Annotated in this window: 19 protein-coding genes; 4 read left to right on the top strand and 15 right to left on the bottom strand. The window is 66.1% G+C overall.

Annotation, left to right across the window (positions count from 1 at the left end; translation table 11 throughout):
- Nucleotides 1-10: 10 nt before the first annotated feature.
- Together hutH and ACT3S2_RS09800 are read left to right on the top strand one after the other, a co-directional pair.
- Nucleotides 11-1573 (top strand): histidine ammonia-lyase, encoded by a 1563-nt coding sequence (hutH, locus tag ACT3S2_RS09795; protein WP_444561619.1) that lies wholly within the window; start codon nt 11-13, stop codon nt 1571-1573.
- A 30-nt stretch (nt 1574-1603) separates the two neighbouring features.
- Complete coding sequence (locus tag ACT3S2_RS09800; RefSeq protein WP_444561620.1) at nt 1604-2206, top strand: HutD/Ves family protein; 603 nt, start codon at nt 1604-1606, stop codon at nt 2204-2206.
- Here the strand turns inward: ACT3S2_RS09800 and ACT3S2_RS09805 are convergent.
- On the bottom strand, nt 2203-2667 hold the full coding sequence (locus ACT3S2_RS09805; RefSeq protein ID WP_444561621.1) for a MarR family winged helix-turn-helix transcriptional regulator: 465 nt from the start codon (nt 2665-2667) through the stop codon (nt 2203-2205). The two genes, ACT3S2_RS09800 and ACT3S2_RS09805, sit on opposite strands and share 4 nt — an antisense overlap.
- Nucleotides 2668-2785: 118 nt before the next feature.
- Here ACT3S2_RS09805 and ACT3S2_RS09810 point away from each other — a divergent pair, with 118 nt between their 5' ends.
- Nucleotides 2786-6064: an efflux RND transporter permease subunit gene (locus ACT3S2_RS09810; RefSeq protein ID WP_444561622.1), complete on the top strand. Its 3279-nt coding sequence runs from the start codon at nt 2786-2788 to the stop codon at nt 6062-6064.
- A gap of 63 nt (nt 6065-6127) precedes the next feature.
- Here the strand turns inward: ACT3S2_RS09810 and ACT3S2_RS09815 are convergent, their stop codons facing one another.
- Both ACT3S2_RS09815 and tdh read right to left on the bottom strand, forming a co-directional pair.
- The gene (locus tag ACT3S2_RS09815; RefSeq protein ID WP_444561623.1) at nt 6128-7327 is read right to left on the bottom strand and encodes a glycine C-acetyltransferase; all 1200 of its coding nucleotides are present in this window, start codon (nt 7325-7327) and stop codon (nt 6128-6130) included.
- 24 nt (nt 7328-7351) lie between these two features.
- Complete coding sequence (gene tdh, locus ACT3S2_RS09820; RefSeq protein WP_444561624.1) at nt 7352-8401, bottom strand: L-threonine 3-dehydrogenase; 1050 nt, start codon at nt 8399-8401, stop codon at nt 7352-7354.
- Between the two features lie 131 nt (nt 8402-8532).
- Between tdh and ACT3S2_RS09825 the strand changes: the two genes are divergently transcribed.
- Nucleotides 8533-9453: a LysR family transcriptional regulator gene (locus tag ACT3S2_RS09825; protein ID WP_444561625.1), complete on the top strand. Its 921-nt coding sequence runs from the start codon at nt 8533-8535 to the stop codon at nt 9451-9453.
- A gap of 542 nt (nt 9454-9995) precedes the next feature.
- Here ACT3S2_RS09825 and ACT3S2_RS09830 read toward each other — a convergent pair.
- From ACT3S2_RS09830 to gatC, 12 genes are all read right to left on the bottom strand, one after another.
- On the bottom strand, nt 9996-10775 hold the full coding sequence (locus ACT3S2_RS09830) for a type 1 glutamine amidotransferase domain-containing protein (RefSeq protein ID WP_444561626.1): 780 nt from the start codon (nt 10773-10775) through the stop codon (nt 9996-9998).
- Between the two features lie 50 nt (nt 10776-10825).
- Nucleotides 10826-12019: a Gfo/Idh/MocA family protein gene (locus tag ACT3S2_RS09835; protein WP_444561627.1), complete on the bottom strand. Its 1194-nt coding sequence runs from the start codon at nt 12017-12019 to the stop codon at nt 10826-10828.
- A gap of 56 nt (nt 12020-12075) precedes the next feature.
- Nucleotides 12076-13113 (bottom strand): ABC transporter ATP-binding protein, encoded by a 1038-nt coding sequence (locus tag ACT3S2_RS09840; protein WP_444561628.1) that lies wholly within the window; start codon nt 13111-13113, stop codon nt 12076-12078.
- On the bottom strand, nt 13100-14128 hold the full coding sequence (locus ACT3S2_RS09845; RefSeq protein WP_444561629.1) for an ABC transporter ATP-binding protein: 1029 nt from the start codon (nt 14126-14128) through the stop codon (nt 13100-13102). Before ACT3S2_RS09845 ends, ACT3S2_RS09840 begins: the two co-directional genes overlap by 14 nt.
- Nucleotides 14129-15043, bottom strand: a complete 915-nt coding sequence (locus ACT3S2_RS09850; protein WP_444561630.1) for an ABC transporter permease — start codon at nt 15041-15043, stop codon at nt 14129-14131.
- Entirely contained in the window at nt 15040-15963 is a 924-nt protein-coding gene (locus tag ACT3S2_RS09855; protein WP_444561631.1) for an ABC transporter permease, read from the bottom strand. Before ACT3S2_RS09855 ends, ACT3S2_RS09850 begins: the two co-directional genes overlap by 4 nt.
- A gap of 101 nt (nt 15964-16064) precedes the next feature.
- Nucleotides 16065-17657: a peptide ABC transporter substrate-binding protein gene (locus ACT3S2_RS09860; protein WP_444561632.1), complete on the bottom strand. Its 1593-nt coding sequence runs from the start codon at nt 17655-17657 to the stop codon at nt 16065-16067.
- A gap of 246 nt (nt 17658-17903) precedes the next feature.
- Entirely contained in the window at nt 17904-19133 is a 1230-nt protein-coding gene (locus ACT3S2_RS09865; protein WP_444561633.1) for an ROK family transcriptional regulator, read from the bottom strand.
- 66 nt (nt 19134-19199) lie between these two features.
- A complete protein-coding gene (locus ACT3S2_RS09870) occupies nt 19200-20117 on the bottom strand; it encodes an aminoglycoside phosphotransferase family protein (RefSeq protein ID WP_444561634.1) in 918 nt (305 codons plus the stop codon).
- A gap of 105 nt (nt 20118-20222) precedes the next feature.
- A complete protein-coding gene (gatB, locus tag ACT3S2_RS09875; RefSeq protein WP_444561635.1) occupies nt 20223-21734 on the bottom strand; it encodes an Asp-tRNA(Asn)/Glu-tRNA(Gln) amidotransferase subunit GatB in 1512 nt (503 codons plus the stop codon).
- Between the two features lies 1 nt (nt 21735).
- Nucleotides 21736-23283, bottom strand: a complete 1548-nt coding sequence (gene gatA / locus ACT3S2_RS09880; RefSeq protein ID WP_444561636.1) for an Asp-tRNA(Asn)/Glu-tRNA(Gln) amidotransferase subunit GatA — start codon at nt 23281-23283, stop codon at nt 21736-21738.
- 3 nt (nt 23284-23286) lie between these two features.
- Entirely contained in the window at nt 23287-23583 is a 297-nt protein-coding gene (gene gatC, locus ACT3S2_RS09885) for an Asp-tRNA(Asn)/Glu-tRNA(Gln) amidotransferase subunit GatC (protein ID WP_444561637.1), read from the bottom strand.
- Nucleotides 23584-23596 lie beyond the last annotated feature (13 nt).

Raw genomic sequence — 23596 nt, forward strand, 5'->3', positions numbered from 1 at the left:
GGAACACCCCATGGCAGAGACCATCACCCTGAGCCCAGCGCCACTGGCCGCCCACGACGTCGTGCAGGTCGCCCGTCATGAGGCACGGGTCGAGATCTCCGGGGAATCGCTGTCCGCCATGGCCGAATCCCGTCGGGTCATCGACGGGCTGGTCACCGACACCCGGCCGCATTACGGGGTCTCCACCGGCTTCGGCGCCCTGGCCACCAAGCAGATCCCGGTCGAGCTCCGGGCCCAGCTGCAGCGTTCACTCATCCGCTCCCATGCCGCCTCCTCCGGCGCCGAAGTCGACCGGGAGATCGTGCGGGGACTGATGCTCAACCGCCTGCACACCATGACCACCGGGCGGACCGGGGTCCGCCCCGAGGTCGCCCGCGCCTACGCCGCAGTGCTCAATGCCGGAATCACCCCGGTCGTGGGGGAATACGGTTCGTTGGGTTGTTCCGGGGATCTGGCGCCACTGTCGCACTGCGCGCTGGCCGTCATGGGCGAGGGCAAGGTCCACAACGCCGCCGGGGAACGCGTCGAGGCCTCCGAGGCCCTGGCCGCCGCCGGCCTCGAACCGATCGTACTGGCCGAAAAGGAAGGCCTGGCACTGATCAACGGCACCGACGGCATGTTGGGGATGCTGCTGATGGCCGCCGAGGACCTGCACCGCCTGGTCGCCACCGCCGACCTGTCCGCGGCCATGAGCATCGAGGGTCTGCTGGGCACCGACGATGTCTTCGCCGCCGATCTGCACGCCCTGCGCCCGCATCCGGGGCAGATCACCTCGGCCGCGAACATGCGCGCCGTACTGTCCGGTTCAACACTGATTGCCGAACAGAAGGAAGGCTCGCACGCCTTCACCCGCGTGCAGGACGCCTACTCGCTGCGCTGCGCCCCCCAGGTCCATGGCGCCGTGCGCGCCACCCTGGCCCACGCCGAATCCGTGGCCGAACTGGAATTGGCCTCGGCCATCGACAACCCGGTGGTCACCACCGACGGACGGGTCGAATCCAACGGCAACTTCCACGGCGCCCCGGTCGGCTACGTCCTGGATTTCCTCGCCATCGCCGTGGCCGATCTGGCCTCCATCGCCGAGCGACGCACCGACCGGTTCCTGGACAAGGCCCGCAGCCACGGGCTCAACGCCTTCCTCGCCGATGATCCCGGGGTGGACTCCGGGCACATGATCGCCCAATACACCCAGGCCGGAATCGTCTCCGAACTCAAGCGCCTGGCCGTCCCCGCCTCCGTGGACTCGATCCCGAGTTCGGCCATGCAGGAGGACCACGTCTCGATGGGGTGGTCCGCCGGGTTGAAGCTGCGCCGTTCGATCGACGGCCTGCAGCGGGTGCTGGCCGTGGAGCTGCTCACCAGCGCCCGCGCCCTGGACATGCGCGACGGCGGTCTGGCGACCTCGAAGTCCTCCCCGGTCGTCGACGCCGTGCGCACGGCGATCCGCCAGGTGGTTGAAGGCCCGGGCACCGACCGCTACCTCGCCCCCGAAATCGAGGCGGTCCACACCCTGGTCGCCGACGGTACGGTGCTGGCAGCAGCCAACGGTGCCGCGGAGTCGGCACTACAGTAGTCGCCACACCCCCGACGTCAGGACCTGCGCATGAGCACCCCCACCCCGGCCCACCTGATCCGTTTCGCCTCCCTGTGCGCCGAACGCTGGCGCAACGGGGGTGGCTCCACCGTGGAGATCGCCCGTTCACAGCCGCCGGGATCCGGTACCGGGGCCCCGGCCCCCGGTACCGACTGGAATTGGCGTCTCAGCGTCGCCGAGGTCTCCCGCGCAGGCGCCTTCTCCGCGTTCCCGGGGTGCGAAAGGATCCTGACGGTCATCGAGGGGGAATTCATGCTGCTCACCATCGACGGCGTCGACCACGGGTTGCAGAAGTACCGGCCGTTCCGTTTCGAGGGCGGGGCGGACACCGGGGCCACCCTGCCGGAGGGCCCGATCAGGGATCTGAACCTGATCACCGGGCCCGGCCACCGGGGCCACGTGGTCATCCTCGAACTGTCGAAGAAGCGCCCGCACCCGGTCTTCGACGACCAGCACGCGGTGTTCCTCCACGGCAACGCGGTGGTGTCGGGCGGTCCGGGGGAGGAACCCCTCGGACTTGAACGGCTCGACACCGTCATCGGCAACGATGCGGCGCCCCCGGAGATCTCCGGGCGGGGTTTCCTCGCCGTCGTCTCCCACGACCGCCGCTAGAGGGATCCCGGCGGGGTCTCCCCGTCGACCAGGGCGACGGCGGCCAGGGCCTCGAGCCCCTGGACCAGGGCCCGCAGATCGGGGACCGCCAACCGGGCCATCGCGGCCTTGCGATACCTGTCGGCGTCGATGATCACCGAGTGGAGCATCTGCCGGCCACTATCGGTGGCCACCAGCCGGCGTGAACGGCCGTCGCGTTCATCGCGGATCCGTTCCACGACCCCGTGGCCGACCAGCCGGTCCACGATCCCCGATACCGTGGCCAGGGACACGTGGAGGATCTCGGACATCCGCTGGGATGTGGCATCCCCGTTGGCGGTGATCACCACGGCCAGGGCCTTGAGCTGCTGAACGGTCAGGGGCAGGGAGAGCAGCGCCTCCAGGGAGGCATCCCGACTCATCCTGTCGGCATTCGATTCCAGCGCCTCGATGCGTCCCATCAGTGCTTCCCGCTCGTCCATGCCCCTCGTTCCGTCCTGGACCGCAGCATCCATACCCATTGATGCTTAGCCACAAGCTATGCTTATTCGGTCACAGCTTACCGGCTGATCGTCCCCCTGCCTGCCGAAGGATCCACTCGTGCACCATCTCGCCCGCCTCAGTCTGGCCAACCGGGCTGTCGTCGCGCTCCTGACCCTGATCATCGCCGTGGCCGGCTTCGTGTCGATGGGTTCGCTGAAGCAGGAGCTGATCCCCCCGATCAGCATTCCCCAGACCACGATCCTGACCACCGCCGTCGGGTCCAGCCCCGAGCTGATCGACGAACAGATCAGCCTGCCGCTGTCCAAGGCCGTCAAGGGCGTCAGCGGGGTCGAAACCGTTTCCGCGTCCTCGGCCCCGTCGGTGTCCACCATCACGGTGTCCACCGAATACGGCCTGGACCAGGACAAGGTCGAATCAAGTCTGCGCGAGGCCATCGATTCGGTCTCCTCGAAACTCCCCGAAGGGGCCGACCCCGAGATCCTGGCCGGCAGCACCTCGGATATTCCGGTGGTCATGTTGACGGCGTCCTCCGACGCCTCCGCCGAAGACCTGAGCCACAGCCTGGAGAAGGCAGTCCTGCCGGAGATCCAGGGCATCGAGGGGGTCCGTGACGTCCAGCTCAGCGGTGAGACGAAACAGCGGATCACGATCGACCCCGACGCCAAGAAGCTCGCTGCCGCCGGGCTGGGACAGCAGGCGATCTCCTCCGCCCTGAAGGCCAATGGAACGACCCTGCCCGCAGGCACCATCGTCGAGGACGACCAGTCGGTGTCGGTCCAGGCCGGCAACGCGATCGAATCCCTCGATGCGCTCAAGTCACTGCCCCTGCTGCCCTCCGCCCCGGCCGCCGGTGCCGACGGCCAGGGAGCCCTCGGCCAGGAGGGTCCGGGGCAGGATGCCCCGGGTCAGGGTGCCCCGGGTCAGGACTCGAAGGCCCCGGAGGGCCAGGCCCCTGCCGCCCCCGCGGCCCCCGCCAGCGGGCCGGTGAAAACCATCGGCGACGTCGCCTCGGTGAAGGTGACCAACGAAAAGCAGACCTCCATCACCCGGACCAACGGCGAGCCCAGCCTCTCCGTCCAGGTCACCGCGCTGCCCGATGCCGACATCGTTTCCATCTCCCACGCGGTCAACGACAAGCTCGATGGGTTCAAGGACGCGCTGGGCGCCGGCGCCGCCATCACCCCGATCTTCGATCAGGCGCCCTTCATCGAGCAGTCGATCAACCACCTGGCCATTGAGGGCCTGCTGGGACTGGCCTTTGCCGTCATCGTCATCCTGGTCTTCCTGCTCTCGGTGCGTTCGACGCTGGTCACCGCGATCTCCATCCCGATCTCCGTGCTGGTGACGTTCATCGGACTCAATGTGGGCGGCTATTCGCTGAACATGCTCACCCTGGGCGCCTTGACCATCGCCATCGGCCGTGTGGTGGACGACTCGATCGTGGTCATCGAGAACATCAAACGACATCTGGGCTACGGCGAGGAGAAACGCCACGCCATCCTGACCGCGGTGAAGGAGGTGGCCGGGGCGATCACCGCATCGACCCTGACCACGATCATGGTCTTCCTTCCCATCGCCCTGGTCGGCGATGTGGTCGGGGAACTGTTCAGGCCCTTCGCCCTCACGGTCGCCATCGCCATGCTCTCCTCGCTGTTCGTGGCGCTGACCATCGTCCCGATCCTCGCCTACTGGTTCATGCACCAGCCCCAGCAGGACGTCGACCCCGCAGAGGTCCGCGCCGCCTCCGAGGTGAAGGAACGCAAGAGCCGGCTGCAGCGCGCCTACCTGCCGATCCTGCGTGGCACCCAGCGCCACCCGGTCTGGACACTGGTCGGCGCCGTGATGATCCTGGTCCTGACCGCCGGCATCCTGCCCTTGTTGAAGGTCGACTTCCTGGGCAGCACCGGGCAGAACAGCCTGCAGGTCACCCAGGAGTTCGAGACCGGGGCCGATCTGAAGACGATCAGCAGCCAGGCCGAGGCCACCGAAAAGGCCCTGCTGGATTCCGACGGCGTCGAGAGCGTCCTGCTCACCGCGGGGGTGGGCGGCGAAGGCCTGGCCGCCATGCTCGGCGGTGGCGCCGATTCGGCGTCGTACACGGTGAACACCGATCCGGATGGGGACCAGAGCGCCATCAGCGAGGGCATCCGGAAGCGCCTGGATGCCTTGCCCGACGGCGAGGACATCTCCGTGGGGGAAGCTGCCGCCTACGGCAGCAGCACGGTGGACGTGATCGTCAAGGCCCACGACGACAAGAAGGCCCTGACCAAGGCCTCCGACCAGGTGCTCTCCGCGCTCAAGGACACCGCCCACACCACGGATATCGCCAGCGACCTGGCGGCCGACCAACCGACGATCGAGGTCGTGGTCGACCGCGCGAAGGCCGCGAAGTCCGGGCTGACCGAAATGCAGGTCTCGGGGATCGTGGCCTCCGCCGCCAACCCGCAGGCCGTGGACAGCATCCGGCTCGACGGCAAGGACCTCTCGGTCTACGTCGACAGCGGGACCTCGGTGTCCACATTGAAGGAACTCAAGGACTCCCCGGTCCCCAGCGCCACGGGGATGAAGAAGCTCTCCCAGCTCGCCGACATCAAATCCACCAGCGTGCCCGCCTCGGTCAGCCGCCAGGGCGGCCAGCTCGTGGCCACCGTCTCGCTGACCCCCGAAGATGGCGAACTCGGAGCGGTGACCTCCTCGGTCACGGACGCCGTCGATGACATCGACCTGCCGGCGGGGGCCTCGGTGGAGATCGGTGGGGTCAGCGCCCAGCAGACGGACTCCTTCAAGCAGCTGGGATTGGCCATGCTGGTCGCCATCGCGATCGTCTACCTGCTGATGGTGGCCGAGTTCAGGTCCCTGCTCCAGCCGCTGATCCTGCTGGTGTCGATCCCGTTCGCGGCCACCGGGGCGATCCTGCTCATGCTGGCCTCCGGCAAGCCGTTGGGGGTGGCCTCGATGATCGGCTTGTTGATGCTCATCGGCATCGTGGTCACCAATGCGATCGTGCTGATCGACCTGGTCAACCAGTACCGACGCCAGGGCCAAAGCGTCCGGGATGCCGTGATCAACGGGGCCCGGCAGCGGTTGCGTCCGATCCTGATGACCGCGCTGGCGACGATCTTCGCCCTGACGCCGATGGCCCTGGGCGTGACCGGATCCAGCGGGTTCATCTCCCAGGACCTGGCCATCGTGGTCATCGGTGGGCTGGTCTCCTCCACGGCACTGACGTTGATCCTGGTCCCGGTGTTGTACCAGCTGGTCGAAGGCCGGCTGGAGAAGCGTGGACAACGCAAGGCAGCCAAGGCGAAGCCGCATGGAGTCCACGCGGCCCCGGTTGAGCCGGATCTGCCACCGAACACCGCCACCCACCCGTAGGCAGGGACGAAGGAGGCCGATCCGCTACTGCGGATCGGCCTCCTTCATGGTGCGGTGCCCCGGCTACCGGGCGGAGATGAAGGCCTGCACGCAGGCCTCGATGTCCTCCGGTGAATGCGCTGCCGAGAGCTGGACGCGGATGCGGGCCGCATCGCGGGGGACCACCGGGAAGCTGAACGCCGTGACGTACACCCCGTGCTCGAGCATCGTGTCGGCCACGGCGGCGGCCTTCGCGGCGTCACCGAACATCACCGGGATGATCGCGTGTTCGCCGTCGAGCAGTTCGAAGCCCTCCTCGGTCATCCGCCGACGGAACAGTGCGGCGTTCTCGAACAGCCGGGTGCGCAGCTCCCCCGAATCCACGACCAGTTCCAACGCCTTCAGTGTCGCGGCGACGATGGCCGGGGCCAACGAGTTGGAGAAGAGGTACGGCCTGGCCTTCTGGCGCAGCATCGCCACGATCTCGGAGCGACCGGCGACGTAGCCGCCGGAGGCACCGCCGAGGGCCTTGCCGAAGGTCCCGGTGTAGATATCGACCCGCTCCGACACCCCCGCGTGTTCCGGGGTCCCGGCACCGGTGGCCCCCATGAAGCCCACGGCGTGGGAGTCGTCGACCATCACCAGGGCCCCGAATTCGTCGGCCAGGTCGCAGATCTCCTGCAGGGGGGCCAGGAAGCCGTCCATGGAGAAGACCCCGTCGGTGACGATGACCGATCGGCGGGGCCCTGCCCCGTCGTTCATGGTCGCGGCCTCGGTCAGCTTCCCGCGCAGGTCGTCCATGTCCTGGTTGGCATAGCGGAACCGCTTTGCCTTGCTCAGACGGATTCCGTCGATGATCGAGGCGTGGTTCAGGGCATCGGAGATCACGGCGTCCTCAGGGCCGAAGAGGGATTCGAACACTCCCCCGTTGGCGTCGAAGCAGCTGGAGAACAAGATGGTGTCCTCGGTGCCCAGGAACTCCGAGACCTTCCCTTCCAGTTCCAGGTGCAGGTCCTGGGTGCCGCAGATGAAGCGCACCGAGGCCATGCCGAGGCCGCGCTCATCCAGCGCGGTCTTGGCCGCTTCGACGAGCCGGGGGTCATCGGCCAGCCCCAGGTAGTTGTTGGCGCAGAAGTTCAGCACGGCGCGCGCCGGGGCGCCAAGGGCCCCGGCGGCGATGTGGCTGGACTGGGCGGAGTCGATCCGGCGTTCGTGCTTGAACGTTCCGGCGTCGCTGATTTCCGCCAGTTCGGCGGTGAGCTGGTCCTTGAGGGTGGAGTACATGGTTCTTCCTTTCGGAACAGACGTTTAGTTGAACACGGTCCAGTCGAGAATGACTTTTCCGCCTTGGCCGGCCCGGGCGGCTTCGAATCCGGCTTCCCATTCGGTGGCCGGAAGCCGGTCGGTGACGATGGAGGAGATGCGCTCGCGCAGTTGGGCATTGGAACCGAGCATGGCGGACATGGCGTACCAGGTCTCGTACATCTCCCGTCCGTAGATGCCCTTGAGCGTGAGCATATGGGTGACGACCTTGCCCCAATTGATGTCGATGGCGGTGCTGGGCAGACCGAGCATGGCGATCTTGCCGCCGTGGTTCATGTTGTCGATCATCTCCGGCAGCGCGGTGGCGTGACCCGACATCTCCAGGCCGATGTCGAAGCCCTCGACCATGCCCATTTCCTGTTGCGCCTCACGGATCCGGTTCGCGGAGACATCCACGGCCAGATCGATGCCCATGCTCCGGGCCAGGTCCAGCCGGGCGGCGGAGACGTCGGTGATGACGATCTTGCGGGCCCCGGCATGGCGGACGACTTCGGCGGCCATGAGCCCGATCGGACCGGCCCCGGTGATCAGCACGTCCTCGCCCACCAGCGGGTAGGCCAGCGCGGTGTGCACGGCGTTGCCGAAGGGGTCGAAGATGGCACCGAGTTCGGGGGTGATGGATTCGTCGCGGTGGACCCAGGCGTTGGTTTCGGGGATCACCACGTATTCGGCGAAGGCCCCGTCGCGTTGGACGCCGACGGAGACGGTGTTGATGCACATCTGTCGTCGTCCGGCGCGGCAGTTGCGGCACATCCCGCAGACCACGTGGCCCTCGCCGGAGACCTTGTCGCCGAGCTGGACGTGGGTCGCCAGTTCGCCGACCTCCACGACCTCGCCGTAGAACTCGTGGCCGGGAATCAGCGGGGCGTCGATCATGGAGCGGGCGGCATCGTCATAGGCCAGGATGTGCAGGTCGGTGCCGCAGATGCCGGCGGTCTCCACCCGGATCTTGACCTCATGCGGGCCGGTGACGGGTTCGGGACGATCAACAAGCTCCAGGCCCTCGTGCGGACCGGATTTATACAGTGCCTTCATGGGATCCTTACTGGCTACAGACGTCGGGCGGCAGTCGAACACCGCCTCCGTCCCCAGTCTGACACCGGGAGGACGACTTCAACGGTTAAGAACATACGACATTATCTGAAGCGACGATTTAGGATGGTCTAATGGAAGTCCATCAGTTGCAGATCCTCCGCGAACTCGGTGACCTCGGCAGCGTCCGGGCCGTCGCCGCCTCGATGTTCGTGACCCCCTCCGCGGTGTCCCAGCAATTGGCCCTGCTTCAACGCGGTGTCGACGTCCCGTTGACCCGCAAGGAGGGCAGGACCCTGGTGCTCACGGAGGCCGGCCGGATCCTCGCCAACGCCGGTGCCGCCGTCATCTCCTCGATGGCCGAGGCCCGGGCGGCGATCGGAAACTACCAGAACGACGCCGCCGCCCCCGTCACCCTCGCCGGCTTCCACTCGGTCGGACAGTCCCTGTTCGCGCCGCTGTTGGCCCGGTTGAAGGCGGCCCAGGGGCCGCAATTGCTCTTCTCCGACGAGGACGTCGCCCAGGACGATTTCCCGGCTCTGACGTCCCGCTATGATCTGGTCCTGGCCCACCGGATGGACCACACCCCACCCTGGCCCGGACAACAAGTCTCCGTGGTGCCCCTGGCCCACGAGCCGCTGGACATCGCCGTACCCACCGGACACCGGCTGGCAGGACACCGGAGCGTGACCCCCGCCGACCTGAGGGGTGAGCGATGGGCGGTCAGCCGCGAGGGGTACTCCCCCGCGGACATCCTGGGGGCCATTGCCGCCGTCTCCGGCGGTGCCCCCGAAATAGTCCACCGGATCAACGACTACGCCACCGTCGCGGAGCTGGTCGGTACCGGAAACGTCTTGGGGGTCATCCCCCGTTACACGGCAGGCGCCTCGGTAGGTCAGGGAGTGGTGCTGCTGCCACTGGAGGGCATCGCCAACCGGCGCCGCATCGACCTGCTGGCCCGTCCCGAGTCGTTGCGCCGGCTCTCGGTACGGCGGGTCGCCGACGCCCTGAGGGAGACCATGGCCGAACGCGCCGCGGAGACCCACGATCATTGATTGCCGAAGGCACTCCCGCCCGGCCTCCCGGTTCGTACTGCCGAGGAGGGCGGCTGCCTCCTCGGGATTTGCTGCCTGGCCTCCGCACATGCTCCGAGCCCAAGGGCCACGGCCTGCGGCCATGGTAGGGTCCACCTGACGTCGAGACCCTGGTCCCTGTCTCAAATCCATGCTGGGCATCATGGGCATTCCCAGCTGATTCCAAGGAGCCGCCCTGAGCCATGAACCCACCTGGTTGTTCCCAGGAGCCATCCTTGCATTCGCCGTGGCTGCGGCGGTCCTCATCTTGACGATTCCCCCGCTATTCGGCACGCACGAGCCGTACCAGGTCTGGCTCACCTCCGCACTGGCGGTCCTGACCACGATCCTGGGAACAGCCGTCATTCTCTTGCGCCCTCCCCCACGGAAGTGAGGTAGCCGGCAGAGCCGGCGATGGCCCCCACGCCGACGGGTGCGGGGGGGCCATCGACCCATATCGGATGGTCACGGGACCGAGAGCCCTCCAGACAGCCCGTCCCCCGTGTTCCGGTCAGCTCTACGTGTCAGTGCCCGGCTTCCTCCGCAGCGGCCTTCTCGGCGGCCTTCTCCGCGTCCTTGGCTTCGCGCAGGGCGTGGGCCTCGAATTCCTCCTCCGCCTTCTCCTGATGGATGACATTGGCCAGGAGCTTTTCCATCTCCTTGGCCACCCCGCCGGCCGAGGCCGGGTTCTGCCCGGTCACCAGCCGGTCATCGACGACCACCTTCTCCTCGAAGACGTCGGCCTGGACGTGGGTCGCCCCTTGCTCCTCGAGCCGGTCGGCAAGGAAGAACGGGATGATCTTGTCCTTGCCGGCAGCGACTTCCTCCTCGTTGGTGAAAGCCGCCACCTTGCGTCCGGAGACCAGACGGAAACCATCGGCCAATTCGACGTTCACCAGTCCGGCCGGTCCGTGGCAGACGGCCCCGACGACGCCGCCGGCATCATAGACACCGGCCACCAGCTGCTGCAGGCCCTCGCTGTCCGGGAAGTCCCACATGGTGCCGTGGCCGCCCACCAGATAGACGCCGTCGTACTGCTCGGGATCGACCACCGAGACCCGGGCCGTGTTGTAGAGCCCGGCCCGCGTGGTCTCGCTTTCGGTGAAGGCCACCTGGATGGGGTCCTCCTTGTCGACCACGTCCTGCGGAGGGTGCCCGCCCTGGATGGACGCGAAGTCCACGATATGACCGGAATCGGCGAACACCTTCCACGGATGCGCTGCTTCGGCGACGTTGTATCCGGTTTTTTCACCCGTATCGCCGAGTTCGGAAACGCTGGTCAGGACCATGAGGATCTTCTTCATGTCGTGCTCCTTTCGTCCGGTTTTCCAGCCTAGGACAGATGCGGGCTACTTCACAGGGCGAACTTATCCGCCGTTTCCCGCTCTTGGTTGGCCGCGAAATACCGCAGCAAGCCTTCGTCCAGTGGCGGGACCTCCCGTGCCGCCCCGTCCCCGCGCAACGACTCCGTCGCCAGGACCCCGGCCGCGACGGCAGCCCGGGCGGCGACCGGCGAGGTCTCCGTCGGGCCGCCCTCGGTGGCAAAACGCAGGAACTCGCCGATCAGCAACGGGTCGGCCCCGCCATGCCCACCATCGGCGTCGGCGATGACCACCTCCTGGTCGGCCTCCACGTAGCCGTCCTGGGTCCTGCTGGTCCACACCTTGATCCGGTCCCCCGCATGGTCCCCGAAGTTCTCCAATCGACCGCGCGTACCGATCACCGTGTAGTTCCGCCAGTAGTCGGGGGTGAAATGGCACTGCTGGTAGGACGCCAGGATGCCGTTCTCCAGCACCATGTTCATCATCGAAACATCCTCCACGTCGATGACCGGGTTGAGGTCCTGCTGCGCGGACGGCGGCCAGTTCTCCAGCGAGAACCAGTCGCCCATGCGCCGGTCGGAATTATCCCGCCGTGACGTCACATCGCCGTAGACCGCCAGGGTGCCGACGGCCGATACGCGTTCCGTGTAGGCATCGGCCAGCCAGTGGATGACGTCGATGTCGTGGGCGCCCTTCTGCAGCAGCAGACCGGTGCTGTTCGCCCGCGCGGCATGCCAGTCCTTGAAGTAGTAGTCACCGCCGTTCCCCACGAAATGACGGCACCAGACGGCCTTGACTTCCCCGATCGTTCCCGCCTGGATGATCTCGCGCATCTGGCGGATCACCGGCATATGGCGCATGTTGTGTCCGACGTAGAGCTTGGTCCCGGTCCGGAAAGCAGTGTCGAGGAGGGAATCCACGGCCTCGAGCGTGACGTCCAACGGCTTCTCGCAGAACGTGGCGATGCCTGCCTCCAGGGTGCGCGTAGCCACGGCGGCATGCTGGTTGTCCGGGGTCAGTACCAAAACGGCGTCCAGTCCGGCCGTCAACAGATCATCGAGGTCCGCGGTGACGGTGGCTTCGGGCAGTTTGGCTGCCGCATCTGCGCGGCCGCGTTCGCTGGTATCGCACACCATGGTGACGACCGACCCTTCACCGGGGCGGTGCGCCTGCCGGAACAGTCCCGAGCGCAGGCCGAAACCGACCACTCCTACTTTGAGATCCACGAATCTAACTCCTTAATTATTGATGAAAATGTCGCCGCAGGTGCCGCCGGTTGCCTTCACTGCGCCGACACTGTGTCGGCGAAATGGCATCGGGCGGCATGGGTTCCGGAAATTTCGACGGGCTCGGGTTCCTGGTCGACACACATCGCCTGGGCCAGCGGACACCGCGTATGGAACCGACACCCCGACGGCGGGTCGATGGGCGAGGGCGGGTCACCCTGGAGCACGATGCGTTCGCGGTCGGCACCGTCGTTTTTGCGCAATTCCGGCGCCGCGGAGAGTAGCGCCTGGGTATACGGGTGGCCCGTGCGGTCGTAGACTTCGTCGTAGCGGCCCAGTTCCACGACCTTGCCCAGGTACATGGTGGCGACCCGGTCGGAGATGTGTCGGACGATCTGCAGGTCGTGGGCGATGAAAAGGTAGCTCAGGCCCAACTCTTTTTGCAGCGTGTCGAGCAGGTTCACGATCTGGGCCCGGACGGAGACGTCCAGTGCCGAGACCGGTTCATCGCAGATGAGCATCTTGGGGTTCAGCGCGATTCCCCGCGCAATCCCGATGCGTTGTTGCTGGCCTCCGGAGAAGTTATGCGGGTATCGGTCCGCATGGTCGGGGTTCAAACCGACCAGCTCCAGGAGTTCGCGGATCTTGTTCCGTCGCCCGGCCCGGGGCTCGATTTCGGAATGGATCGCGAAGGGCTCACCGACCAGCTCTTCAACGGTCATGCGCGGGTTGAGCGAGGAGAACGGATCCTGGAAGATCAGCTGGATGTTCCGACGCATCTCGCGCTTTTCCGCCCCTTTGAGCTCATTGATGTCCTGCCCCCGGAAAAGCACCCGCCCTTCGGTCGGCTTTTCCAGACCCGACATGACCCGGGCCAACGTTGATTTTCCACAGCCCGACTCCCCGATGACGCCCATGGTTTCCCCGGGACGCACGTCCAGGTCCACCCCGTCCAGGGCCTTGACCACCTTCTGTGGTCCGATCGGGAGATGGCGGTGTACCGGATAGTGCTGTTTGATCCCCTGCATTTCCATCAACGGGGCGGCCGCCCTCCCGGGCGTACCGTTCTGGATCGTTGCTTCAGGCAGTGACATGGTCCAAGACCTCCTCGGTGTGGAAACAAGCGCTCTGACGCCCGGCGCCCACCGACTCCAACGGCGGTACCTGTTCCAGGCATTCGTCCGTGACGAAGGGGCACCGGTTGGCGAAGGAGCACCCGTCGGGCAAACGCAGCAAATCCGGTGGTGTGCCCGGAATCGCCGGCAAGCGTTGCCCCTTCAGCTCCTCGCCGGCAACCGATGCACGGAGTCCCTGGGTATAGGGGTGCCCCGGGTGGTTGAGCACCTCATCGGTGGCTCCATGCTCGACGATGCGTCCCGCATACATCACCGCCACTTGATCGGTGACTTCCTTGACCACCGAGATGTCATGGGTGATGAGGATCAGCCCCATGTTCCTCTCCACCTGTTGTTCCTTGAGCAGCTCGAGGATTTGTGCCTGAACGGTGACGTCCAGTGCCGTAGTAGGCTCATCGGCGATCAGCAGCACAGGGTCCAGGGCAAGGGCCATGGCGATGACGATGCGCTGACGCATGCCGCCGGAGAACTGGTGGGGATAGTCATTCACCCGAGAAGCAGCGGCCGGGATCCGCACCCGGTCCATCATGTCGATTGCTGCTGCCTTGGCATCCTTGCGGGAGTATCCACGGTGGACCCGGTACAACTCACCGATCTGGCGTCCGACCGGGTGGACGGGGTTCAGTGCCGTCAGGGCATCCTGGAAGACCATCGAGACCCTGGATCCGACCAGTTCACGGTGCCGTTTGGCACTGATCGTCAAAAGGTCCTCCCCTTCAAGCAGGATTTCTCCACGCGGGACCTTGGCCGGTGGCATGTCCAGGATGCCCATCACCGCTCGGGCGGTGACCGATTTCCCGGATCCGGATTCACCCAGGATGCCCAGCGCCTCACCGCGCTGGACGGTGAAGTTCATGCCGCTGACGGCGGTGGCAATGCCCTTCGAAGTGTCGAATTCGACGTCGAGGTCCCTGACTCGGAGCAGCGGGTGGTCCCCCGCCGGGTCGGGTTGTTGCGTCTGTTGCGTTCTCACTTACTTGCCTTTCGGGTCGAATTCATCGCGCAGTGCTTCCCCGAAGAGCACGAAGCCGAGCACCGTGAGTGTCAGGAACAGTGCCGGGAAGACCAGCAGGTGCGGGGCGGCGGAGATGTAGTCGCGTGCCGCAGCCAGTTGCAGTCCCCAGGACACCGAGGGCGGGGTGAGGCCGATGCCGATGAAGGTCAGCCCCGCTTCGGCGGAAATCACTCCGCCGACTCCGAGTGTCTGCAGGACCAGCAACGGGGTCAACGAGTTCGGGATGATGTGGGACTTGATGATCCTGGTCTTGCTGGCACCCAGCAGCATCGAGGCCTGGACATACTCTCGGTTGCGTACCTCCATGACGGAGGAGCGCATGAAGCGGACGCCACCTGGCCAATTGAACAGGGCCAGCGCGAAGATCACCGTCCAGACGGTACGTTCGCTGAACAGCTGCAACACGACGATGGCCGCCAGGATGAACGGAAGGCCGAAGGCCATGTCGCAGGCCCGCGAGATGATGACGTCGACCCAACCGCCGAAGTAGCCGGCAAGGGCTCCGAGAATGGCTGCAACGACGAAGGAGATCGCGGTGACCACGATGCCCACCAGGATCGAGGCGCGGGCACCATAGATGACGTTCGTGTAGTAATCGCATCCTTGGATGTCGACGCCGAAGATGTGCTCGCTACTGGGCGCCTGGTTTGTTTCCATCACGTTGCAGTTCGCGTTGGGGTCGCTGCCGAACCCGGCAAAGAGCTGGGGGAAAGCAGCCATGAGCAGCATCAGCGCCACGATCGTCCCTGAAATCAGGAAGCGCGGCCTCAACCAGATGGGCCCCCGGTTCGTCTTCTTGCGCCGCCGCGGCGGGAAGGTGGCCGGTTCGCCGGCGGCAACGGCGGAAGCGGTCGGCTCGGTGGTCTGGCTCATACTCGTACCCTCGGATCAATCACGCCGTAGAGGAGATCCACGAGCAGGTTGAAGAAGAGGTAGACCAATACGAGCATCGTGGCGATGCCCACGACGATGGTCCCCTCCTTGTTGTTGATTGAGGTCACCATCAACCCGCCGATGCCGGGAATGTTGAAGATGGCCTCGATGATCACTGCGCCGCCGAGCATCCCGGCCAGGCTCAGCCCGAGATAGGTGACCACGGGGATCATGGCATTGCGCAGGGCATGGCCCCAGATGACCCGTCGCGGGGAAAGGCCCTTGGCTCGTGCCGTACGCATGTACTCCGACCGAAGGACTCCCACCAGCGAGGTGCGGGTCAGTCGTGCCAGGCCGGCGGCTGCTTCGAAGGCCATCACCAACGCCGGCAGGATGAAGGCCATCGGCCACCCGGCACTGATTCCCGCCGGGTTGACCCAGCCCAGTTGGACACCGAACACCGTCTGGGCGCCCAGGGCGATCACGAATCCGGGCACACCGAGGAACACGACGGTGAAGACCAGTGCGAAGTGGTCCCCGGCACGCCCGTGACGCAGCCCGCCGTAGACGCCGATGGCCAGTCCGATCACCAGTTTCAGGACCCACGCCGTCAGGGCCAGGGCGAAGGTCGTCGGCAGTCGCTCCAGGATCAGGCCCAAAACCGGTCGACCGAAGAAGTCAATCCCGAAGTTCCCGTGCAACAGGCCCCACATGTAGTTTCCGTATTGCACCAGGAACGGGTCATCCAGATGGTAGGCCTGTCGGATCTGGGCCACTGTTGATTCGGGCAGGGGGCGGGCGCCGGTCAACGCCGCGATGGGGTCTCCGGGCATGAGGAAGGTCAAGGCGTAGATCAGGAAGGTGGCGCCGATGACCACCGGAATCATCTGCCCTATGCGGCGTATGGTGTAGCCGAGCATGCGGATGGTCCTTTCGCGGTGTGATGGGAGTGGTGGGACGGGGTCCGATGCGCCGGTGTCTACTGCTCAGCGACGCATCGGACCCGTGGATGATTCACTACCTAGCAGCCATACCCCGCGCGGTAGAACTGCAGATCCCCCTGGACTTCCTTCATATCAGCGCATTCGGTGTGCAAGCCGAAGTCGGTGGGAATGAACAGCGGGATGGCCGGCATGTCCTTGACGATCAGTGACTCGGCCTCGGCGTACGTCTTTGCTGCCGTGGCTTCGTCCTGCGAGGCCCGTGCCGATCTGACCAGCTTGTCCACCGGCTTACTGGAATATCCCGTGGTCTCGTTGCCGTCGCCGCCCGTTTCGTACTGGCTCAGGTACTGGTCCGGGCTCTTATAGGACCAGCCCCAGAGGCCGAAAACGGCTCCATCGAGTTCCTGGTTGTTGCGACGCGACTGCAGCTCGGTACCCAGAACCGGCTTGAGCTGGACCTTGATGCCCAGGTTCTCCTTGATCTGCTTGGCGATGGCCTGGACCAGCTGCTGGTCGGATGCCGAGTTGTGTTCGATCACCAGGGTTCCGTCGAATCCACCGGCCTTTTTCAGCAGCTTCTTCGCCTCGTCGGCGTCGAAGGTGCACGAAGCGCAGGCGCCTTCCTCATAGGAATCCAGCGACGGCGGGACCAGCGAGTCCGACGCCGAGGCGTAGCCCTGCAATAGGGACTTGGCGATGGATTCGCGGTCGATGGACATCGAGATGGCCTTCCGCAGATCCGGGTCGCGCAAATCCTTGATGTACTCCGGGATCTGCAACGTGTACTGTTTGGAGCCGGTTTCGACCTCGTAGAGGGAATCCTCGCCCAACTGGCTCTTGGCCTTGGAGACCATCGTGGCGGGCACGTTGCGGATCATGTCCAGGTTTCCGGCCGTCATATCGGTGTAGGCCGCGTCCACCGCCGTATAGATCTGGCCGGTGAGCTTGTCGGCGCCGCCGGAGAAGCCATCGGCCCCCTTGAAGCCGTCCCACTTCTCCAGCACTACTTCTTCGTTGTGGTTCCAGGAGACGAACTGGTAAGGCCCATTGGACACGGGGTTCTCCTCATAGGCCTCCGGGTCGCTGAACGCCTGTTCCGGCAAGGGGCAGAGGGCCGAGGTGCTCAGGAGCTTGGGGAAGTCGGCATTGGGTGCGTTGAGTGCGATTTCCAGGTGCTGGTCGTCAACGACCTCGACACCAGAAAGTTCATCCGTCGTGGGCTTGGAGCCGTCCGACGGGTTCAGGTCCTTATACCCCTCGAAGGCGGTGAAGGAGCCGTTGCCCTGCCAGGCATTGGAACCGGTGGCCGTCTTGTTCCAGGCCTTGGCGAACGAGTCGGCAGTCACCGGTGCGCCATCCTGGAACGTCCATCCGTCCTGCAGCTCGATCTTCCAGTGTTGGGCATCATCACTGGTCACCGAGGTCGCAGCCAGTGGTTCCAGTTCCTGGGATTCGGTGTTCACCTCCATCAGGTTCGCGCAGGTGGCCATGGCGACCTGGCTGCCCGGATCCTCATGCGGCACCAATGACTTGGGTTCGCTGAGTTGGAAGGACAAGGCGCTTTCCTCCCCGGCCCCCGCTGCGTTCCCCGCACCGGATGCACAGCCGCTGGCCATCAGCATCAACGCTGATGATGCCGCGACCAAGGCAAACATCTTCTTTTTCGGCATGCTCCACTCCCGTTCAAATGATCTGTGGTGATCGAGCTGATTAGGTGGTCTCCGGCGGAGCACGACAAGATGTGATCCGCTTCACCTAGTTAATTTATGCTCTAAAATAAATCAGATACGGCAGAGCCTGTCAAGGAAGTACCTCAAATGGCGAAGGAGGTTACCGGCGGCTTCGACAGCTGAAACCGGCTCGGTGCACGGCAACGAGTGACACGGTCCTGCCCTGCACGATTCCTGGGCTCGGCCTTATACCGGGTCGGGAGTGGCCAGCCCGGTGATCCCCAACGGGTCCGCCAGCACCGCGGCAACCAGCGTCGACGCGGCGAAGAGGGAGAGCGAAAAGACGTGGTCCGTGGAAAGAACCACTCGTTCGGCCGCTCTCTTACCCGTCTGTGCCCTCCGGGCCACTTCATCGACGAGAGAAGCGAACACCAGGGGTGATTCCGCCGGGGTGCCGACCACCACCAGCAGCTCGGGATCATGGATGTCAATGAGCTGGGCTGCGGCCCGGCCGACCCACCGGTTGCGTTGCTCCAGCAGGGCGATGGCCCCCGACTCCCCCTCCGCCGCCTGGAACAGGATCTCGTCGATGTTCGGCGACCCCTGCAGACCTCGCTCCACCGCGGTGTCTGCGACGGCGTCATCCGACGCCATGACCGCCAGGCATCCGGTCCGGCCACAGGGGCAGGGTCGGGCACCGTCGTCGACGGAGAGATGGGCGATCTGTCCAGCGGTTTGGCTGAACCCGGACCGGATCCTGCCGGCATCGACCATGACCGAGCCGATATCGGCGGTCACCACCATCAACACGAAGTCGTTGGTCCGCTGCCCGTGCCCGTAGAGCAATTCGGACTGGGCCGCTGCGCGGGCGTTGTTCTCCAGGATCAGCGGCCCGGGCAACCTGCCCTCGAGCAGGGCCATGACGTCGACGTTCTTCCACCCGGCGCCGGGGTTGTCGATGATCAGTCCCGCGGCACGATCCACGATGCCGCCGGTCGCGATCCCCGTCCCGATGACGACCCGGCCGCGGGTATCCTCCGCAAGCAGCTCATCGGCGGCCGCGACGATCAAATCCATTGACTCCTCCGGTGGCATCCCGGTATGGGGAACCAACACCGAGGCATGTTCGCTGCCGTCCAGGCCCATGAGTACGACGCCGGTGGTGCGAGGCCCCAGATGGATGCCCATCACCAGCGGGGTCTTCGTATCGACCTGCAACGGCACCCGCGGACGCCCCTGGGTGCCCGAGAGTGGTGCCAGCTCCCGCAACAAGCCGGCTTCGAGCAGCTGCACCACCATTTTCGTGACCGATGCGGCACTCAACCCCAGTTGCAGGGCGACTTCCGAACGAGACAGTCCGGGGTGGTCGAAGACGTGCTTCATGACGGCCGCGGTATTGAGTCGCCGCAGATCATCGCCGCGATGACCACGACCGTTGCGTATTCCGGAGTCGACAGCAGGATCTAGGGTTGCCATGACCGCTGGTGTTCTCCTGTTCGGTGCCGGCCACGCCGGAATGCGTTGCCCTTCCCATGATGCACGTCAGACACACTCAACTGCCAACTGCCCCAGCGCATGCCGGCCCACGGAGTGCAGCGGGTCGCCCTCGGGCATCAGAGCCATCAAGGTCCCGAAGTGCACCGCCCATCCCCGGGCACGCGCCCAGGTGTCCGCGTCGTGGGGGAGTTCGGCGATGAAGGCGGCACGGCCTGCCGGGGTGAAATGCAGCCAGGCAGCCGCCAGGTCGCAGGCGGGGTCCCCGGCGGTGAGGTCCCCGAAGTCCACGACCGCCGAAATCGTCGCCGGGCCGGAACCCGGCACGGTCACGAGGTTATGCGGATGCAGATCCCCATGCAGCCACAGGGGTGGGCCGTGGTGTTCGGGCGCCTGCACCCCGTTGGCAAAGATTTCATGCCAGGGCCCGGGCAGCGGCCGGCCCGCTTCCGCCAGTCGCCGGGTGAAGGCCTCGGCCCGGGTGGCCAGGGCGGTGCCCCGGACAGCATTGCGCGGTGCGTCTGCCGGGGCCGGAACGTGCAGGGTGCGCAGGAACCGGCCGAGGGCCGCGGCATAGCCATCCCGGTCGGCAGCCGGACGGTTTGCGGCGGATTCCCCGTCGAACCAGGGCACCACGGCCCAATGGTAGGGGTAGCCGCTTCCCGGGCGGCCGCGGCGCACCACGGCCGGAATCGGCAACGGCAGCCTCGGGGCCAGGAAGGGCAACCACCTGACTTCGTTCAGCAGCAGCTGGTGGGCGCTGGCCCGCCGGGGCAGGCGCACGGCCAGCTCCCCTCCCAGCCGGTAGACGATGTTGTCCCAGCCGTTGGCCACCCGGACCAGGTCCAACCCGGCCAGTCCGGGGTGCTGTTCGAACAGCAGGGTACGGACCAGGGCGTCGGTGACCTCGACATCATGGGCCGGAACCCCGGATCCGGGTCGTTGTCCTGCGCCGTGGGCGGTCATGGGACCACGCTACACACCCGGCAGAGGCCGAGGGACGGGCGGAAGGTCCTCCGCCCGCCCCTCGGCAGGTGTTTCGGCGTCCGGGCCACCGGGGCCCGGGACGGATCAGCCCTCGACGCCGAGCTTCTCCAGCACGATCTCGCGCACGCGGCCGGCATCGGCCTGGCCGCGGGTGGCCTTCATGACCGGGCCGATGAGTGCACCGATGGCCTGGACCTTGCCGTCCTTGATCTTCGCGACGACATCGGGCATCGAGGCCATGGCGTCGTCGATCGCGGCACCTAGTGCTGAATCATCATTGACGACGGCCAGCGACCGCTTCTCGACGATCTCGCTCGGCGTCCCCTCCCCTGCCACTGCGTATTCGAGGACCTGGCGGGCGATCTTGTCGTTGATCTTCTTGGCTTCGATCAGCTGGTTGAGCTCGATGATCGTCGCCGGGGTGACCCCGAGGTCCATCGGCTCCACGTCGGCGTTCTTGGCCAGTCGCGAGATCTCGCCCATCCACCATTTGCGGGCCACCGCGGGGGTCGCACCGGCGGCGATGGTCTCTTCGATGGCGTCCAGGAATCCCGCATTGACCACATCGCGGAACTCGGCGTCGGCATAGCCCCAATCGGCCTGCAGGCGCTTGCGGCGTTCGGCCGGCGGCTCCGGCAACTGGGCGCGCAGTTCCTCGACCCATTCGCGGGTCGTGACGATCGGCACCAGATCCGGTTCGGGGAAGTAACGGTAGTCATCGGCGTCCGACTTGGGACGGCCCGACGTCGTGGTCCGGGTGTCCTCCCGCCAGTGGCGCGTCTCCTGGACCACGAGGTTGCCGGCGTCCAGGACCGCTGCGTGGCGTTCGATCTCGAAGCGCACGGTGTGTTCGACCGCGCGCAGGGAGTTCACGTTCTTCGTCTCCGAGCGGGTGCCGAACTTCGTGGCGTCCTTGGGCATCAGCGAGACGTTGGCGTCACAACGGACGTTGCCGCGTTCCATCTTGGCGTCGGAGACATCCAGGGTCTTCACGATCTCGCGGATCGCCGCCACATAGGCCTTGGCCAGCTCGGGGGCGCGCTCGCCGGCCCCGGTGATGGGCTTGGTGACGATCTCCACCAGCGGCACGCCGGCCCGGTTGTAGTCCACCAAGGAGGAATCCGCGCCCTGGATGCGCCCGGTCGACCCCATATGGGTCAGCTTCCCGGCGTCTTCCTCCATATGGGCCCGCTCGATCTCCACCCGGAAGACCTTGCCGTCGGAGAGTTCGATGTCCAGATACCCGTCGAAGGCAATGGGCTCGTCGTACTGCGAGGTCTGGAAGTTCTTCGGGGTGTCCGGGTAGAAGTAGTGCTTGCGGGCGAAGCGGCAGTACTCGGCGATCTGGCAGTTCAGCGCCAGACCGATCTTGATGGAGTACTCCACCGCCTTCTTATTCACCACCGGCAGCACGCCGGGCAGGCCGAGGTCCACCGGGGTGACATTGGTGTTGGGGACGTCGCCGAAGGCGTTCGGGGCGTCGGAGAACATCTTGGTGGCGGTGTTCAGCTCGACGTGCACCTCGAAGCCGAGGACCGGATCGTACCGCTCCAGGGCCTCGTCGAAGTCGACGAGTTCTTCAGTTGCATGGGCCATCTCAGGCGACACCTTCCTTGGACGATTCGGCCAGCTCGGGGGCCTGGTTGATCAGCGGACCGTCCCAGCGGTCCTCCAGCAGCTTCTCCAAGGCCGCGCCGGCACGGTAGAGCCGGGCGTCCTCGTGGGCCGGGGCCAGGAACTGGATGCCCACCGGCAGACCCTCGGAGAGCCCTCCGGGGACCGTGATGCCGGGGATGCCGGCCAGGTTGGCGGGAATGGTGGCGACGTCGTTGAGGTACATCGCCAGCGGGTCGTCGAGTTTCGAACCCAGTTCGAAAGCGACGACCGGGGAGGTCGGGGACACCAGGACGTCGGCCTGGGCGAACGCCGCCTCGAAGTCACGCTGGATGAGCGTACGGACCTTCTGCGCCGACCCGTAGTAGGCGTCGTAGTAGCCCGCCGACAGGGCATAGGTGCCCAGGATGATCCGGCGCTTGACCTCGTCGCCGAAGCCCGCCGAACGGGTGGAGGCCATGACGCGTTCGATGGTCAGCGGCCCCTCCGTGGGCAGGACACGGTTGCCGAAACGCACGCCGTCGTACTTGGCCAGGTTGGAGGAGACCTCCGAGGGCATGATCAGGTAGTAGGCACCCAGCGCGTACTCGAAGTTCGGGCAGGAGACCTCGACGATCTCCGCGCCGGCGGCCTTGAGCACCTCGAGGGACTCGTCGAAGCGCGACTGGACCCCGGCCTGGTAGCCCTCGCCCTGCAGTTCGCGGATGACCCCGACGCGCACACCGGTCAGGTCCCCGGTGGCGCCCTGTTCGGCGGCCGCGGCAAGTCCGCCGACCGGTGCATCGATGGAGGTGGAATCCTTGGGGTCGTGCCCGCCGATGAGCTCGTGCAGCAGGGCCGAATCGCGTACGGTGCGGCTGACCGGGCCGATCTGGTCCAGCGAGGAGGCCATGGCGATGGCCCCGTAGCGTGAGACGGACCCGTAGGTGGGCTTGACCCCGACGGTGCCGGTGACGGCGCCCGGCTGGCGGATCGAACCACCGGTGTCGGTGCCCAGCGCCAGCGGCGCCTCGTAGGCGGCCAGCGCCGCCGCGGAACCGCCGCCGGAACCGCCGGGAATGCGGTCCAGGTCCCACGGGTTGCGGGTGTCGCCGAAGGCCGAGTGTTCGGTGGAGGAACCCATCGCGAATTCGTCGAGGTTGGTCTTGCCCAGGATCGGCAGCTTGGCGGCACGGATCTTTTCGATCACGGTGGCGTCGTAGGGGCTCATCCATCCCTCGAGGAACTTCGAGCCCGCGGTGGTGGGCTGGCCCTGGGTGACGATGAGGTCCTTGATGGCGATCGGTACGCCGGCCAGCGGGTGCAACGCCTCGGCCTCGGCCCCTCCCGCGCCGCGAATCGCGTCGACTTCGGCGGCCACGGCGAGCGCCTCCTCCCCGTTCAGGTGAAGGAAGGCGTGGATCCCGCGGTCCCCGCCGTCGACCGCTGCGATGCGGTCCAGGTGGGCCTGGACGGCCTGGACGGAGGTGAGCGATCCGTCACGGAGTTTTGCCGCCAGTTCGGCGGCGGAGAGCTTGATGATCTCGTTCATGCCCTACTCCCCTTCCAGGATGGCCGGAACCTTGAATCGGCCGTCTTCGGCGTCGGGCGCGTTCTGCAGCGCCTGGTCCTGCGTCAGCGTCCGGCCGACCACGTCTTCGCGCATCACGTTGGTCAGCGGTAGCGGGTGGCTGGTGGCCGGGACGTCGTCGCCGGCGGCCTCGCTCACGGATTTGATCGCGTTGACGATGACACCGAGTTCGCCGGCCATTTTCTCCAGCTCGGTCTCGCTCATCTCCAGGTGGGCCAGTTGCGCCAGATGGGCAACTTCCTCACGACTGATCGCAGGCATGTATCTCCCCGAA

It is taken from the genome of Arthrobacter sp. AOP36-A1-22, assembly GCF_052377615.1.
In the GTDB taxonomy this organism is placed as follows: Bacteria; Actinomycetota; Actinomycetes; order Actinomycetales; family Micrococcaceae; genus Arthrobacter_H.